General features: G+C 66.2%; 18 protein-coding genes and 2 tRNA genes. 11 read left to right on the top strand and 9 right to left on the bottom strand.

Translation table 11 applies throughout. The features are described from left to right. Positions 1-144 precede the first annotated feature (144 nt). Entirely contained in the window at positions 145-414 is a 270-nt protein-coding gene (locus WDA27_05560; protein ID MFA5890401.1) for a type II toxin-antitoxin system Phd/YefM family antitoxin, read from the top strand. Continuing rightward, positions 407-844, top strand: coding sequence for a type II toxin-antitoxin system VapC family toxin (locus WDA27_05565; protein ID MFA5890402.1), 438 nt, complete (start codon positions 407-409; stop codon positions 842-844). Before WDA27_05560 ends, WDA27_05565 begins: the two co-directional genes overlap by 8 nt. Before the next feature lie 94 nt (positions 845-938). On the opposite strand, the gene WDA27_05570 is transcribed toward WDA27_05565, so the two are convergent. Next, positions 939-1,011, bottom strand: a tRNA-Glu gene (locus WDA27_05570). Between the two features lie 140 nt (positions 1,012-1,151). On the opposite strand from WDA27_05570, the gene WDA27_05575 reads away from it, so the two are divergent. Next, positions 1,152-2,132 carry a glucosyl-3-phosphoglycerate synthase gene (locus WDA27_05575; GenBank protein ID MFA5890403.1) on the top strand — a complete coding sequence of 327 codons (981 nt, stop codon included), beginning with the start codon at positions 1,152-1,154 and terminating at the stop codon, positions 2,130-2,132. A 297-nt stretch (positions 2,133-2,429) separates the two neighbouring features. Here the strand turns inward: WDA27_05575 and WDA27_05580 are convergent, their stop codons facing one another. Further along, positions 2,430-3,071 carry a Clp protease N-terminal domain-containing protein gene (locus WDA27_05580; GenBank protein MFA5890404.1) on the bottom strand — a complete coding sequence of 214 codons (642 nt, stop codon included), beginning with the start codon at positions 3,069-3,071 and terminating at the stop codon, positions 2,430-2,432. 322 nt (positions 3,072-3,393) lie between these two features. Here WDA27_05580 and WDA27_05585 point away from each other — a divergent pair, with 322 nt between their 5' ends. Then, positions 3,394-3,813 carry a hypothetical protein gene (locus tag WDA27_05585; GenBank protein MFA5890405.1) on the top strand — a complete coding sequence of 140 codons (420 nt, stop codon included), beginning with the start codon at positions 3,394-3,396 and terminating at the stop codon, positions 3,811-3,813. A gap of 159 nt (positions 3,814-3,972) precedes the next feature. Here the strand turns inward: WDA27_05585 and WDA27_05590 are convergent, their stop codons facing one another. The 6 genes from WDA27_05590 to WDA27_05615 all read right to left on the bottom strand — a co-directional run bounded on the left by WDA27_05590 (position 3,973) and on the right by WDA27_05615 (position 7,942). Further along, complete coding sequence (locus tag WDA27_05590) at positions 3,973-4,503, bottom strand: hypothetical protein (protein MFA5890406.1); 531 nt, start codon at positions 4,501-4,503, stop codon at positions 3,973-3,975. Positions 4,504-4,778: 275 nt separating this feature from the next. Next, complete coding sequence (locus tag WDA27_05595) at positions 4,779-5,234, bottom strand: hypothetical protein (protein ID MFA5890407.1); 456 nt, start codon at positions 5,232-5,234, stop codon at positions 4,779-4,781. 56 nt (positions 5,235-5,290) lie between these two features. Continuing rightward, the gene (locus WDA27_05600) at positions 5,291-6,088 is read right to left on the bottom strand and encodes a bifunctional DNA primase/polymerase (protein ID MFA5890408.1); all 798 of its coding nucleotides are present in this window, start codon (positions 6,086-6,088) and stop codon (positions 5,291-5,293) included. Next, positions 6,085-7,431 carry a DUF3631 domain-containing protein gene (locus WDA27_05605; protein MFA5890409.1) on the bottom strand — a complete coding sequence of 449 codons (1,347 nt, stop codon included), beginning with the start codon at positions 7,429-7,431 and terminating at the stop codon, positions 6,085-6,087. The genes WDA27_05600 and WDA27_05605 overlap by 4 nt, the downstream gene beginning before the upstream one ends. Positions 7,432-7,484: 53 nt before the next feature. Next, positions 7,485-7,682 carry a helix-turn-helix domain-containing protein gene (locus WDA27_05610; protein MFA5890410.1) on the bottom strand — a complete coding sequence of 66 codons (198 nt, stop codon included), beginning with the start codon at positions 7,680-7,682 and terminating at the stop codon, positions 7,485-7,487. After that, positions 7,679-7,942, bottom strand: a complete 264-nt coding sequence (locus WDA27_05615) for a helix-turn-helix transcriptional regulator (protein ID MFA5890411.1) — start codon at positions 7,940-7,942, stop codon at positions 7,679-7,681. Before WDA27_05615 ends, WDA27_05610 begins: the two co-directional genes overlap by 4 nt. Positions 7,943-8,030: 88 nt before the next feature. Here WDA27_05615 and WDA27_05620 point away from each other — a divergent pair, with 88 nt between their 5' ends. Both WDA27_05620 and WDA27_05625 read left to right on the top strand, forming a co-directional pair. Beyond that, entirely contained in the window at positions 8,031-8,591 is a 561-nt protein-coding gene (locus WDA27_05620; protein MFA5890412.1) for a hypothetical protein, read from the top strand. Between the two features lie 99 nt (positions 8,592-8,690). Continuing rightward, entirely contained in the window at positions 8,691-9,812 is a 1,122-nt protein-coding gene (locus tag WDA27_05625; GenBank protein ID MFA5890413.1) for a site-specific integrase, read from the top strand. Between the two features lie 32 nt (positions 9,813-9,844). Here WDA27_05625 and WDA27_05630 read toward each other — a convergent pair. Continuing rightward, positions 9,845-9,916 (bottom strand) — tRNA-Lys (locus tag WDA27_05630). 109 nt (positions 9,917-10,025) lie between these two features. Here WDA27_05630 and WDA27_05635 point away from each other — a divergent pair. The 5 genes from WDA27_05635 to WDA27_05655 form a co-directional block, all read left to right on the top strand. After that, positions 10,026-10,286, top strand: a complete 261-nt coding sequence (locus tag WDA27_05635; protein MFA5890414.1) for a hypothetical protein — start codon at positions 10,026-10,028, stop codon at positions 10,284-10,286. A 67-nt stretch (positions 10,287-10,353) separates the two neighbouring features. Continuing rightward, on the top strand, positions 10,354-11,511 hold the full coding sequence (locus WDA27_05640) for an acetyl-CoA C-acyltransferase (GenBank protein ID MFA5890415.1): 1,158 nt from the start codon (positions 10,354-10,356) through the stop codon (positions 11,509-11,511). 104 nt (positions 11,512-11,615) lie between these two features. Next, a complete protein-coding gene (locus WDA27_05645) occupies positions 11,616-12,584 on the top strand; it encodes a MoxR family ATPase (protein MFA5890416.1) in 969 nt (322 codons plus the stop codon). A 2-nt stretch (positions 12,585-12,586) separates the two neighbouring features. Further along, positions 12,587-13,852, top strand: coding sequence for a DUF58 domain-containing protein (locus WDA27_05650; protein ID MFA5890417.1), 1,266 nt, complete (start codon positions 12,587-12,589; stop codon positions 13,850-13,852). Beyond that, a partial coding sequence (locus WDA27_05655; GenBank protein ID MFA5890418.1) for a hypothetical protein occupies positions 13,792-14,446 on the top strand: 655 nt, incomplete at its 3' end. The genes WDA27_05650 and WDA27_05655, both read left to right, overlap by 61 nt.

Genomic DNA, 14,446 nt, shown 5'->3' on the forward strand with positions numbered 1-14,446 from the left:
GATCGAGTCGCTCTCGAACCCCGAGATGCTGGCGATGATCCAACGCATCCTTGACTGACGGGCTCGCATCTCGTCGGGTCCCACTCAGACGATCAGCCGTGGCCGGTATTTGACACGTGTATAGACACGTTATATGTTCAGTGTATGAAGAAGGTCACCGCGCTAGACCTGCGCCAATCGCTCGGGAAGATCGTGGAGGCCATCCTCGACGACGGAGAGCCTATCCTGCTTGAGAAGGGGCGCAGGCCCGTGGCTGTGCTGATCTCGATCAGGGACTTTCAGGAGCGGTTCGCAGAGAAGGACGCGGGCGAGGCCAGAGCCAAGATCCTCGAAGAGATGGACGCTCTCTCGATGAGGTCTATCGATCCAACCCCCGGCGTCGAAGTGCTGCGAGAGCTGCGCGGCAGTGCCTGAGACGCTCCTCGTTCTGGACGCGTCCGTCGCGATCGGGTGGTTCTTCACCGACGAACCGCACCGCGAGTTGGCGCTCGCGGTGCGGGCGCATCTTCGGGAAGCGCCGGACGGATACGTGGTTCCGTCGTTGTTCCATTCCGAACTCGTGCATGTCCTTGCGCGGAAGTCGGGCAGGGACGCTGTGTTCGTTGAGAGCGCTCTCAGGCTGGTCATCCGGCTCGGTATCAGGACGCTGCCCTTGGCCGAGACGGCCTTGGTGCGCACGGCACACCACACGTGTCGAGGGCTCAGCGGGTACGACGCGACGTATGTTGCCCTGGCCGAGGATCTGGGTGGGCGGTGGCTGACGGCCGATCTCCGCGCCGCCAAGATCGCCGGAGCGAAAACCGCGCAGACGCTCGCTGCGTGGGCGCGTGAGCATCAGTCCTAATGGGTCCCGGAGGGAGGCTGGCTCATATGCGCCGGGATGGGTGCCAGGTACGTGAGAGCAAGGATGCCAGCGACACGAGCATAGGACGGAGCAGTACCCCCAACGGGATTCGAACCCGTGTCACCACCTTGAAAGAGTGGGATCCTAGGCCGCTGGACGATGGGGGCGGGCCGGAAAAGGATACCGAACGCGGGCGCTCGTCGCGCGCCCGGGTGTCCGGCATGCCCCACGGCGTGATTTTCCGACCTTGTGTCGCGGGCCGTATCCTGGCCCGGCGATGACAAGCGACATACGAGAACTTCCCTGGATGAATCGGGTCGCCGAGCGGTGGCTCGACCGCCGCACGTTTGGCGCCGAGGATCTCCCCGGCCCGACTGAGTTGGCCGCGCGCAAGCGCGCGCTCGGCATGCGCGTGAGCGTCTGCCTTCCGGCGCTGAACGAGGAGGCGACGGTCGGCGGCATCGCGCGAACCGTGTCGGACTACTTGGTCGGCGGCATTGGACTGGTGGACGAGTTGGTCGTGATCGACGGGGGGTCCACCGACCGCACCGCGGCGGCGGCGCGCGCCGGCGGGGCGGTCGTGTTGCGCGCGCAGGACTTGCTCCCCGAGATCCCGTGGGTCCAGGGCAAAGGCGAGTCGCTATGGCGAAGCCTTGCGGCGCTGACGGGCGACGTCGTTGTTTGGCTCGACGCCGACATCCGGAACTTCGCTCCGCACTTCGTGACGCGGCTCATCGCTCCGCTTGTGATGGACCAGAGCGTGTCGTTCGTCAAGGGCTACTACCGCCGCCCGCTGGCGCTCGGAGAAGAGCTGCTCCCTTCCGGCGGCGGACGCGTCACAGAGCTGCTGGCCCGCCCACTGCTGAACGCGCTGTTCCCCGAACTGAGCGGACTGCTGCAGCCGCTTGCCGGCGAGTACGCGGGGCGGCGCGAAGTACTCGAGCGCGTTCCGTTCTTCACCGGGTACAGCGTCGAGGTCGGATTGCTGATCGATTTGTTGTACGAGACCGGATTGGACGCGATCGCGCAGGTGGACCTGGAGGAGCGCGTGCACCGCAACCGCGTGCTCGAGGAACTTGCGCCGATGGCATATGCGATCGGTTTGACCATCCTTCGTCGCGCGGAGGAGCACGGACGTCTGAAGGCTCTTCACGACTACGCCGCGTTGCCGCTGATGCTCCCCGACGCGACCGGCCGAGTGTTCGCCCGCGAGATCACCGAGATCGAACGCCCCCCGTACTCCTGCCGTGCGGCGGACAACGAAGTCGATGCAGTGCTGGCTCCATAACCGCGCTGTCGCAGCCGGGCGCGATTGTCGGGCAGAATGCGGCAATGGGTAGGCGAACCGAAACGTGCGAATGCGCGCGGTGCGGGGCGACGGCAAGATGTGCACCGGGTGACATCCCGACGGGGTGGCTTCCGGCGACTGAGCGCGGGGGCGCTCAGTACGTTTGCACACGCTGCGTCCGCAGCGATTTTCGCGCAATTGAAGCCGGCATCTCCGTCGAGTAACTGAGGGTTGAGGCGTGTTTGCGGCGCGCACCGCGCCGCTGCAGTCATGCCCTGCTGCCTGATTGCGGCTGAATCACGCGTCTTCAGGCCGGACGAGCTTTCCCGTGACCCTTCTGATCCACAGGTTCCCGTCCTGGATTTCCGGCCACCCGAGGAAGTTCTCGTTGGGGCCGACAATCATGCATTGCTCGGTGGAGTAGTAGTCGTCGGCCGTCATGAGGCGCGTGGTCTCCTCAACAACGCGCGTCCGGACCCCCACCTCGTCGAGCACTTTGGCGCAGACGCCGCGCGCGTCCTCCGCGAACGCGAGGAGGAGGTGCTCGGAGGAGATGGCGTCGTGTCCAAGGGATCGCCCACACCCGACGGCCTCGTCCATGCAGTGCAGCATCCTGGGCGTCGGCCCCAGCGCCGGCGCACGGGGGTCGGTAAACCCTGGCTCGGCCTCATCTGGGATCGGATATGGGCTCCATCGATACTTCGGGTCCGCCAGCAATTCCGTCAGTCGAGCGACCGTCGCCTCAAAGACCTGGAGCCGCCCGAGGAGTTCCGCAGGCCAGCCGTGGGTGTCCTCGAGCATGGAGAGGAATACGTGCTCGCACCCGATCGATGGGTGGCCGAGGACGCGCGCGCGCCTGCCCGCGTCCTCGAGGCACCGCTTGAGTCGCTCACTCAGGAGCAGAGTGGAATCCTCCGATCCAGGTAATACGGCATCCATAGTCCGAGCTGACCAATGCAAAACGAAGATGACTCGGTGGGCCGCCAGGGACTCGAACCCCGTCCGTCGGATTAAAAGAGCGTGCTCCCGCGTTTCGGCGCGTATCGGCGAGTGCCGAGTATTGGCGTGTTTTGCGGGCCAGAGCGCGTTTTCGCGATCATCGCGTGTCGGGCCGTGTTGGGCCGTGTCGGCACGACTGCCGGGAAATTGCCGGGAACTTTGCGCCGATGTCGCCCGGGCGCGCGCACCGCCTGACTCGCGCACCGCCTGACGAGCGCGCCGAGTCGAATGCACGGTCTTACTTACAAAAGGGGGAATCACGATGAGTCAGCGGCGGTACGTGTTCAAGCATGACGAACTCCTCATGCCCGGCAAGGTATGGGTCTTCGCTGAAGTGGCGGACGATCCGCACGATCCACTGGCAGAGGCCGCGCAAGAACTCTTGATGCCGCGCGTCCGCGCCGGGGTGTACACGCGCGCGGTTGCCGAGGCGGACCCGATCCTTGCCGAGGCGCTCCGGTCGTGGGATGCACGCGACAACGGCGCGAACGACGAGCGAGAGCGACGCTGGATCGACTACGCGGCAGAGTGCGATCGCCTCGAAGGCGCGTGGGATACCGCAAGCGCGAAGGATGTGATCGCGCTCCCCTGGACCGCAGCGATGGGGGCCAGGGTCGAGAGTCTGGCGCGCGCGTGCGTGGTTCCCGCCGCAGAGCTGGCGCTTGAGGGCGCTGGGTCATGATGAGGCCGAAGCCCGTGCTGTAGAGCAACGTTGCGGGTCTTGGCGGTGGTGTTCAACCCGAGCGCCACCGCCAAAGGCCCAAGGCCGCGACAGGGCGTCTCGCGTCGTCGATTCGGACCTGCCACCAGGGCTCATCGGGGGCTGACCCGTTGGGGCTCTTCATGCTTTGGGGTCCTCCTCCTCGAAGACCATTCGCGGGTCCGTCTCGTCTGGGTCGCCGGCGAGCCGCTCGGACTCTGAGTGGAGGTCTTCGAGGGAGCGAGTGGCCGCCGCGAAAGTGACCCCCAGATGAAGACGGCCCAGCGGCGAAAGGCCGAAACGATCCTCCAGTGCACGAATCTCGGTATCCATCGAGGAGATGATTCTGTAGGCGGGATTCAACACGAGTTGGTTTTTGGACCCGAGGAGGAACCGGTTCTTACGCGCGACGTTCGCCATGCGCGCGCGCTCGTCGCGAAGGTCGAACAACCGCAGCAGGGCAAAGAGATCGGTGTCTAGGCACAGGAGTCCGGCGAAGTCGCTCGACCAGAACGAGGCCCATGCCCGGCTGGTGGACGCGAGCCACTGCGTGCGCGCCTCGGGGGGATGGTGAACGGGAAGTGTGCTCACGGGGCGTACTGCGCGCGCGCCGGTCGCGTCCCGCTTGTTTCGCCGCTGGCGGCGGGCTGGAGGCTTCGGGGGCAGTGGCATCGAAAAAACTCTCCTTCAGGTCACGATTCGCTCTGAGGCGTACACGGGTGCAGAGTCCTAGCGCGGGGGTTGTCCTAGACGTTCATCTATGCGCGCGCACCTACGCCCCCCCTATGCGGGGAGGGTAGGTCGCGCAGGTCTCGACTCGTCGGGTCTTGATGGTGTTCGTTGTATGAGTCCGAGTTCTCAGGGAAACCGGGTCTGCACACAATGCGGGCCGAGTGACGCGGGGTGCTTTCCAGACGTTCATCTATGCGCGCGCGCCTATGCCCCCCCTATGCGGGGTCGGCCGCGTCCTCGGATCGAGACGTTCGTTCCTGCGCGTCCGACAAGGCCTCGGATGATCCGGCAGACCACAGGGCGCGCGCCAGACGCCCACTGAGGCCGGACAGTTCGCCGCCTGCCTCGATCTGCTCGCGCACCTGGTCGAGCACGTCGATGACGATCGAGTCCCGCACGAGCGGCACCAGTCGCGCTAAGAGGTCGAGCATGTCGCCGGGTGAGTCCGCAACGAACGTCGTCCGGCCCCGTGGCGCGCTGTACCAGTCGATGACGAAGCCCTGAGGCGTCTGGTGCACGCGCACGGCGCGGAAGCACTCCCAGGAGTCGCTATGGCCCGAGGGGCCGTAGGCCACCGAGTGCACCAGTGGTGCGTCAATGGGGCGGTCGATGCTGACTTCGGACCACTTGCCGCCTGAGAGGCGCCAGGCGCGCGCAGGGTGAGTCTTCATCGGGAGATCCTTTCTGTCGGACGGAACGAACAAGGTCGAGCCGCTCGCGCGCGCGCTCACGAGGCCGCCCGTTGGCGGGCCGCGATCGCCGAGCGAATCGTTCGGGATGCTTCAGCGGCAGGAAGGCCGCAAGCGGCGGCGGCGCTCATCAATGCGCCGAGGATCTGTTCGGTCGATAGGTGTTCGCCGATCAGGCGCGCGAGCGAGAAGGCCGCCGCGTTGAGGGTCTCGTTTCGGGCACCCTGAGACGCCGAGGCCACGGTGTCCGCCTCACGCTCGACTGCCGCGCGCACGTAGGAATCTCGAACGTCTACCGACGGCGCAGAAAGCGTCAGACGCCGGGCCGGAACAAGCAAGCGATGAAGCCATGCGGGCAAGGGCCCGACCGCGGCGCCTTCGTTCCACCACCCGTAAGCGGTGCCGCTGGGATGAATGCTCGGCGAACCGATGACGTATCCACCGACCCCGCGAGTGTCGATTCCGCGTGCGATCTTCGAGGCGGTGTTCCCGAGATCGCCGGGGTTGCGAAAGAACGCTTGCCAGCCACCGCCGCCCGTTCGCTGCCATAGCGTGTCGCTCGGGAGCGGGCCGTGTCGCTGTTGTAGTTCTAGCGCCGAGGCCTCGCCTTCGGCGCCGTCGAGATCAAGAACGAGTAGACCGGAGGGACCGCAAGATATCCCGATGTTGGCGGTGCGCGCGCCAGTCCACCAGCGGGAAATCTGCTCGGGGTCCTGGGACGCATCAAGTAGGCCGTGAGGCACGAGACGCCCTAAGGGACGCTTGCCGCAAGGCTCGCACGGAAACACCGACCAGCCGCGCGCGGCGTAGGCGAGGGCCGCGGAGAGGGGGCTCATTCGCTCTGCTCGACGAAAGGGCCGAAGGCATCGGCAAGCGTCTCCTGAGGGGTTTTCGGTCCCCGGACGGGGGTGTCACAGGGTGTCACAGCGTCACAATCCCTGGTCAAGCCTGTGACACTTTCGCCCCGTGTGACGGTCTGGACCGTCACAGCGCCTGAGGGTGTCACCGGCCCGACCTGCGAATGTGACGGCGTGACGGTCTGTGACGGGGGGACGGCGGGAAGATACCGCGCGAAAACGTCCGCGAGGTCCGAGAGTCGATACCCGCGCACCTGTGGACCGCTGGCGCCGCCGGGGCGCAGGGGTAAAGGAGACACCCCGTACGGCCGAAGGCGGTGGGCGAGCTTGGCCGCCGTGAAGTCGAAGGCGCCCCAGGGCGACTCGGACAGGGCGCGAAGATGATCGACCAGGGCCGCGCTCGACGCCTCGGTCGTCCCGAGGTCGCCAAAGATCGTGCGGAGATCGGCGAGTAGTCGAAGCCCGAGCGAGAGTTCGCTCGCCGCTGCGTCGGCCTCGTTCGCGAGAAACACCGCCGCGGTGCGGGCGCGGTCAGGCCACGCGCCGCCCGCGAGGTCCGCAACGGCGATGAGTGGCTCCCAAGCATCGGCCGCCCGATCTTCGAGGGGCAGCAGCGGGTCGGCATCACGGAGGGCATCGAGGTTCGCCTCGATCCAGGCCGCGAGGCGATCGCGGAGAGCGTGGAGAGGTGGCTTGTCACGACGCGCGCGAAACGGATCGACTCGTTCGCCGGGCGAACGGCGGCGCATCCGGACAATTACCGAGCGGTCGAGGATCGTGTCCGGCAAGTCGCCGATCGCGGCGAGGGCTGCCATCGCGAAAGTGGGAAAGGGGGTCGGAACCTGCTTCGCCCCGATGCAGCGAAGCGAAGGCCGGTCGCGACCAAAACCGGCGTTCAGCAAGCCGCGCAGGTCTTGGACTCCGGCGTCGTCGGCCCGCTTGCCGAAGATCGAGTCGGCCTCGTCGAGCAGCAACGTCGGCGGGTCGTCCTCGTCGATGCTGCGAAAGATCGCCGCGGTTGAGGCGTTCGCCGAGATCAACGGCGCGCGCGACAAGACCGCGAGGATGTCGAGCAAGCGAGTTTTGCCGCAGCGTTTTTCCGGCGAGAGCACGGCAAGGCGGGTCGCGTGGGTCGCGACTCGTTGGGCGTGGGTCGCGGCGATCCAGAGCGGAACCGCGATGCTCGCGGCCTCGGACGGCAAGACGACGAATCGACCGATCGCGGCGCGAACGTCGTCGAGAATCTTGGCGTCGCCTTGGTCGGCGCGCGCGACGATCGGCGGGGCAGGGGGGGGTGTTTCGGTCGGCTGGGTGGGATACAATGAAGTCACCTTCGGTCGAGGTCGGAGCCCCGGTTCGCCGGGGCTTTCGTTATTCAGGCGGTCGCGTCAGGCGCGCGCGGGTCAGGTTGCGCGGCGAGGAACGACTCCAGGGCCGCGCGCGGAATCAGAATCCGAGACCCGAGCCGGACCGAGGGCAAGCGGCCCTCGCGCACAAGCGAATAGGTCAGGCCGCGTCCGAGGCCGAGTGCGACAGCGGCCTCAGACACCGAAAGCGTCAAGCGCGCGCTCATGAGGCGCCCGCCAAGAGTCGCAAGAGCGCCCCGTATCGCTGTGCGCGCTCGCCACGAGGAATCCGCTGCCCGTGCTCCCATCGGCAGACGGCCGCCGAGGAAACCCCCAGAGAAGAAGCAACTTCGGCGAGTGACAGCCCGGCCGCCTGACGGATCTGGCGCGCGGTGCCGGTGCGGGCGAGCGCGCGCACCGCCGCGAGTTCGAGAACTTCGTTCGTGTCCATGTCGCTCATGGTGAAGATAGCGGTATGGGCTGTCAAGCCCTACCCCTATTCAAGAATGTTGGCAGGGTATTGGGATAGGTACTAGGCCTTGACGGTACATTCCCGTTTCTATACCATCGCACTCATGCCGAAGGACCTCAGTCCCCGGATTCAGTTCACCGAGTTCGCCTACAAAGGGTGGCGGATCAAACTCACCTTCGATCAAGTCGGCTCATCAATGGAGTGTGTGGGCGTAGAGATCATGGGCTACGCTTTTGGCGCCGATCCGCGCGCGCGTCAATCCAAGGTGCTTACCGCCACGGCCCTTCGCAGCATCCCGCTCGCGAAACTCATCAAGGAGCGGAGAGGGCGAGTCGTCGGCCTCTTTCGGGCGGGTCTCGACAACGAGGATGCCGACTGGCGCGCGCGCACCGAAGGCGAACTTGAGCGGTGGGAAAGCACCCGCTCGGTCGGGCGTCCGCCCGAGTACGGGGCCGATCATTGGCGGAAGGTGGCCCAGACCTATCGAGAAGCGTTTCGTCGTGGAGATCATCCCACCAAGGCGGTCGCTGCCCGGTTTCACTTGAGCCACTCAGCCGCGACTAAGCACGTCGCACGCACGCGCGCGCTTGGGCTCCTGGGACCCACCAAGAAGGGCAAGGCTGGCGGACTTGAGCCGCCGAGGAAGCGGAAGTCGAAGCCATGAACCAGGTTTGCGCGCTGCTGTCTGGCGCGCGCAAAGGCAGGAGGTAAAGCCATGAGGGGTTCGATTCGCAGGGGCGGTAAAAGGTCCTGGGAGGTCGAGGTGTCCCGGGGTTTTGACTCGATAACCGGCAAGCGCCGGCGAGTGTTCCGCACGGTTCGCGGCACGAAGGCCGACGCCGAGCGCGCGCTTACAAAGCTGCTGCGCGAGATCGACACCGGGACGGACCTAGACACCGAGCGCCTGACGGTCGCGGCATACCTTGATCGTTGGCTCCCCCACGTCCAGACCAGGGTTCGCCCGCGCACCTTCGAGCGATACTCCGGCCTCGTCCGGGGCCATATCGTCCCGCGGATCGGGGGCGTGAAGCTATCCAGGCTGCGCGCGGCGCACGTCCAGATGATCATCGACCAGATGAGCGCTGCCGGGCTGGCGCCTCGCTCTGTCATTCACTGTCACCGAGTTCTCGGGCAGGCGCTGCGGCAGGCGGTGCGCTGGCAGTTGATCGCGACGAACCCCGCTGCTGCGGCGCAGGCCCCGAGGCCGTCGAGGCCGGATCTTGCGATCCCGACCCCGCCCGAACTCGTCGCGCTCGTCAAGGCCGCCAAGGGGGGGCCGTGGGAAATGCCGATGCTCGCCGCCGTCTCGACGGGGCTTCGGCGCGGCGAACTGCTCGGGCTGCGCTGGCGCGATGTTGACCTTGACGCGGCGCGGATACGGGTCTCGTCGTCGTTGCAGCGCGCGCCGGGCAAGGGGGCAACCGACCTGCGCTTCCTGGACCCCAAGACCCCGCGCGCGCGACGCGAGATCGCCGCGCCGCCGATTCTGGTCGATGCTTTGCGCCGCCACAGGGCCGCTCAGGCCGCTCGCCGCCTGCTGCTCGGCGAGGCATGGCAGGATCTAGACGTTGTGTTCGATGCAGGCGACGGGCGCGCGCTTGATCCCGATAGCTTCTCGAATGCGTTCCGCCGGATCGCTGCGTCCGCTGGTCTCGGGCGAACCAGACTGCATGACGTACGTCACGGATACGCAACCGCGCTCTTGGTCGGTGGAGTGCATCCCAAGATCGCATCGGAGGCCCTCGGGCATTCGTCCGTCGCGTTCACGCTCGACACGTATTCTCACGTCGTCGAAGGGCTCCAAGAGAAGGCCTCGGAGGCTATCCAAAGGGTGCTCGGCGAAACGACTGCCGGGAAATTGCCGGGAACTGGCGCCGCGAATTAGGCTGCCGAATGCAAAAGCCCTGCTCAGAGCGGTGGGCCGCCAGGGACTCGAACCCCGTCCGTCGGATTAAAAGTCCGATGCTCTGCCTGTTGAGCTAGCGGCCCGGTCCGCAGATGGTACCAAGCGCGCGCCTGCCCTGTTTCCGCAGGCAAAGGGCTATTGCGTAGGGGGAGTACCATTTCAGGCAAGGTCAAGCGCAGCGCGGGGGGAGCCATGCTCGCTATTGACGGTGGTCTGTTGTTGGTGCGTCTCATCCTCATCCTGTTTGCGGTGGGGGTGATAACAACTGCGTGGGCCGTTGTGGATGCGACGACGCGCCCGATCGAGCGTTTCCCATCGGGACACAAGGCTGGATGGATGATCGCGCTCGTCGTCCCGTCGATGGTCGGTTTGGGGTGGATCAGTTCCATCGCTTACTTCGCCACCATGCGGCGGAGGTCCGGGGGAATGCAGGTCCCCGGCGCCAGCGCGTAGCGGATTGGCGCACACGCCCTCGGGAGGTTTCAATAGGGCCTCCTAACGACTTCAAGGAGGGTGTGTGATGCCCGAGGCAGTCATCGTTGCAACCGCGCGCACGCCGATCGGCCGGGCCGGCAAAGGCTCACTGATCGACGTTCGCCCGGACGACTTGGGCGCTTTTGCGGTCAAGAAGGCGCTCGAGAAGATCCCGCAACTTGACCCGGCGGAGATTGAAGATGTCGTGGCCGGGTGCGGGTTCCCCGAGGAAGAGCAGGGGATGAACCTCGGTCGGCGCATAGCGTTGCTCGCGGGTTTGCCCGACAGCGTTCCCGGCACGACTGTGAACCGGTTCTGCGCGTCGAGTCTCCAGGCGATTCGCATGGCTTTCCACGCAATCAAGGCCGGAGAGGGCGATGTCTTTGTCGCTGCAGGCGCTGAGTCGATTTCGCGCGTACCGCAGTTGCCCCGCGACTTCGCCGCGTTCCACCCAGGTCAGGGCGGCACGACGTTCACCAGTGTCTACATGCCGATGGGCCACACGGCCGAGAAGGTTGCTCAGAAGTACAACGTCGCGCGCGAGGACATGGACGTGTTCGGCAAGCGTTCGCAAGACCGCGCCGTTGCGGCGCAAGAGCGTGGGTTCTTCGACTGGGAAATCAGCGAGTACACGAAGGTCGACGGCACCGTGGTGTCCAAGGACGACGGTCCGCGGGCCGGCACCACGCTCGAGAAGCTCGCTTCGCTGAAGCCGGCTTTCGGCGAGAACGGCACGATCACGGCCGGCAACGCATGTCCGTTGAACGACGGTGGCGCGGCGGCGATTGTGATGAGTGCGGAGCGCGCGGCGCAGCTCGGCATCACGCCGCTTGCTCGCATCGTTGCCAGCGCTGTATCGGGCATCGATCCCGAAATCATGGGCGTCGGTCCGATCGAAGCTGTTCGCAAGGTCTTGAAGGCAGCCGGACTCACGATCGACCAGATCGATCAGTTCGAGTTGAACGAAGCCTTCGCGGCGCAGGTGTTGCCGGTTTGCCGTGAGGTCGGCATCGACCCGTTCGGTGACCGCGTCAACCCCAACGGCGGCGCGATCGCGCTCGGACACCCGTACGGAGTAACCGGCGCGCGCATCATGGGCACGCTCATCAACGGCCTGCGGGAAACCGGCGGCCGTTACGGACTCGAGACCATGTGTGTCGGCGGCGGCCAGGGAATGGCCATGATCATCGAGCGGATCTCCTAGATCCGGCTCACGCGAACCGCGGCCCCCGGCGAAGCCGGGGGCCGCGCGCATTGCGCCGAGACGCTAGCGGTGAGGGGTGCGGGAAGGTAGCCTCGGTGTCACCTGTGGCTCAGCGACGTTCGTCCTCGCCCGACGGTGATTTCCCCACCGTCTTTAATCGCATCGTCGAGAACATAGAACAGGTCATTCAAGGCAAGGATGAGCAAATCCGGCTCGCACTGATGTGCTTGCTTGCCGAAGGGCACTTGCTCATTGAGGACGTTCCGGGCGTCGGTAAGACTTTATTGGCCAAAGCGATCGCGCGCACGATCGGTTGCGACTGGCGTCGCATTCAGTTCACGCCGGATTTGCTGCCGACGGACGTAACCGGCGCAACCGTCTACAACCAGGAGCGTCGTGAGTTCGAATTCAAGCCCGGCGCGGTGTTTGCCAGCGTCGTGCTCGGCGACGAGATCAATCGTGCGTCGCCCAAGACGCAGTCGGCTCTGTTGGAGGCGATGGAGGAGCGGCAGGTGACGGCCGACGGCGTGGCCTACAAACTGCCGGATCCGTTCATGGTCATCGCGACCCAGAACCCGATCGAACACGAAGGCACGTATCCGTTGCCGTTTGCGCAACTGGACCGATTCCTGATGCGGCTGTCGATCGGCTACCCCAGTCAGGCAGCCGAGATCGAAGTGTTGCACCGTCACGGTGAGCACTCGGCGCTCCTGGACGTGTCGGCGGTTTGTGACGCGGCGCTCATGCGTGCGATGACCGATGCGGCCAAGACCGTGCACGTCGCGGAGAGTGTGCATCACTACATCGTTGCGCTCGTCGCCGCGACGCGAGAGGCGCCGGAGCTTTCGTTGGGAGCCAGTCCGCGCGCAGCGCTCGGGCTGTTGCGCGCGGCGCGCGTGCATGCGGCGGCGCTGGGGCGCCGGTTCGCGACGCCCGACGACGTTAAGTTGCTCGCTTGCTCTGTGATCGAGCACCGGCTCGCAATCGCTCCGGAAGCGGAGATGAGTGGCCGCAGTGGGGGAAACATCCTGCGCGAGATTCTTGAGCGGGTTCCTGTGCCGATCGGGAGGTAGCGATGCCGACGCGCCGGGGCCGGGCGCTGCTCGTTGCCGGGGTGCTGTGTTACCCGCTCGCGCGCGCCACCGCCGTGCGGGAGTTGTACGCGATCTCGCTCGCGGCGCTGCTACTGCAGGGACTCGCATCGGCGTTCGTGGTTCGCGGGCGTCACCACATCACCTGCGCACGCGCGCTCGAACCGGCGCGTTCGTTTGCCGGCGGGACGTTGCGGTTGCGGTTGACGGCTACCAGCACGGGACGGATCTCCAGCCCTCCGCTCATGCTCGAAGACGATCTTCCGATCGAGTTGGGTGGCCCGGTGCGCGTTGCGATCCCCGGATTGCACCACGGACACGACATGAGCGTCGTTATCGAGCGGCGCGCGCGGGCGCGCGGGCGGCATGTGGTCGGACCGATGCGCGCGCGCCTGACCGATCCTTTTGGGTTGGCCTCGGTGGCCCGCGAGGTTGTCCCGGCGACGACGCTGGTGGTGTACCCGTACGTCGAGACGCTCGGCGAGCAGGAGCCGCCCGAGCGACGGGGAGGCAGCGGCCGGTTGCTCGCCTCGCGCCTGTCGGCGGCCGGCGACGAGATGTACGCCGTGCGCGGCTGGCAGGAGGGCGACGACCTGCGCAAGATCCACTGGCGATCTACCGCGCGCCGAAACGAGTTAATGATTCGCCAGGACGAAGTTCGTCCGCATCCGCGCGCGACGATTCTCGTCGACACGCGTGGGTCGGTGTATCCCGGAGGCGGAGGGCACGTCTGCCTGGAGTGGGCGATTTCTGCTGCCGCAACATTGGTGTGGGAACTTGCGCGCGATGGGTTTGCCCTTCGTGTTGCGACGGCGGATGGACCGACCGGAAGCGTGCGCTGGGGTCGCGAAGCGGCCGATCCGCTGCTGACCGCACTGGCGATGGCGCGCAGGTCGTCGCGCGAATCGCCGTTTGGAGCCCTGCGCAAACTTGGCACTCCCCCGGCAGTTGGTGGTGCCTTGGTCGCGATTATGCCGCCGCCTTCGCCGGAAGTCGCAGTTGCGCTTGCGGGGCTGGCGTCGTCTTTCAACTGGTGCGGCGCGGTGCTGCTCGACACATTGTCGTTCCGGCAAGCGCAGGCACGTGAGAGGACGCTGTTTGATCAACGTCTGGCCGAATCCCAAAACCTCCTCGGGCGCGCAGGTTGGAACGTTGCCGTTGCCGGAGCCGCCGACCGATTCCCAACGATATGGAAAACGCTGCTGAACGCCGGGGTATCGCACCCGAGTTCGCGGTTGCGGCGCTCGTAGCCGCGGCCTCGCTGCCGCTCGGCCGGCTGTTCAAGCCGTACGGGCTGGGCGAGGTCGTCGCGCTCACGATCGTGCTTGCGTCGACGACGTCGTGGGTGGTGCGTCGGTTGAACCTGATGCCGCCTGTGGGCTTGGTCGCCTCGTACGTCGCGCTGTTGTGGTTCGTCGCGATTCGCTTCTTCGGAACGACGCTGTGGGGACCGCTTCCCTCGGGCAAGACGCTTGCAGCGCTGTGGTCGGCTGCGGGCGAAGGACGAGAGCAGATCTTGGTGCAGGTGGCGCCGGTGAACCCGTCGCCGGAGTTGCTGATGATTGTCGCCTTCGGCGTGTGGGTCACGGTGTGGCTGGCGCACACAGCTGCGGTGCCGCTCGGTAACCCATTGCTTGCCATTGGGAGCACATTGCCTCTGTTCCTGCTTCCGGGCTCGCTGACAGCCGGCGACCGCTGGTGGCTCGAGGTGCCCTCGTTCATCCTGGCGGCTGCGTGGGTGCTCTACGTTGAGGAATGGGACCGCATGTCGCGCGCGGCTCCTTCCGAGAACGTGGCGTCGCGCGCGCCGGACATCGCGGCGCGTCACCGGCCGGGTTGGCGGG

Source organism: Actinomycetota bacterium, from assembly GCA_041658565.1.
GTDB lineage: Bacteria > Actinomycetota > AC-67 > AC-67 > AC-67 > JBAZZY01.

Bases quoted from the DNA above. Each gene is read 5' to 3' on its own strand.
- WDA27_05650 (MFA5890417.1), top strand. From the start codon at position 12,587: ATGCCGACGCGCCGGGGCCGGGCGCTGCTCGTTGCCGGGGTGCTGTGT.
- WDA27_05585 (MFA5890405.1), top strand. From the start codon at position 3,394: ATGAGTCAGCGGCGGTACGTGTTCAAGCATGACGAACTCCTCATGCCC.
- WDA27_05580 (MFA5890404.1), bottom strand. From the start codon at position 3,071: ATGGATGCCGTATTACCTGGATCGGAGGATTCCACTCTGCTCCTGAGT.
- WDA27_05590 (MFA5890406.1), bottom strand. From the start codon at position 4,503: ATGCCACTGCCCCCGAAGCCTCCAGCCCGCCGCCAGCGGCGAAACAAG.
- WDA27_05575 (MFA5890403.1), top strand. From the start codon at position 1,152: ATGAATCGGGTCGCCGAGCGGTGGCTCGACCGCCGCACGTTTGGCGCC.
- WDA27_05635 (MFA5890414.1), top strand. From the start codon at position 10,026: ATGCTCGCTATTGACGGTGGTCTGTTGTTGGTGCGTCTCATCCTCATC.
- WDA27_05640 (MFA5890415.1), top strand. From the start codon at position 10,354: ATGCCCGAGGCAGTCATCGTTGCAACCGCGCGCACGCCGATCGGCCGG.
- WDA27_05610 (MFA5890410.1), bottom strand. From the start codon at position 7,682: ATGAGCGCGCGCTTGACGCTTTCGGTGTCTGAGGCCGCTGTCGCACTC.
- WDA27_05560 (MFA5890401.1), top strand. From the start codon at position 145: ATGAAGAAGGTCACCGCGCTAGACCTGCGCCAATCGCTCGGGAAGATC.
- WDA27_05595 (MFA5890407.1), bottom strand. From the start codon at position 5,234: ATGAAGACTCACCCTGCGCGCGCCTGGCGCCTCTCAGGCGGCAAGTGG.
- WDA27_05620 (MFA5890412.1), top strand. From the start codon at position 8,031: ATGCCGAAGGACCTCAGTCCCCGGATTCAGTTCACCGAGTTCGCCTAC.
- WDA27_05600 (MFA5890408.1), bottom strand. From the start codon at position 6,088: ATGAGCCCCCTCTCCGCGGCCCTCGCCTACGCCGCGCGCGGCTGGTCG.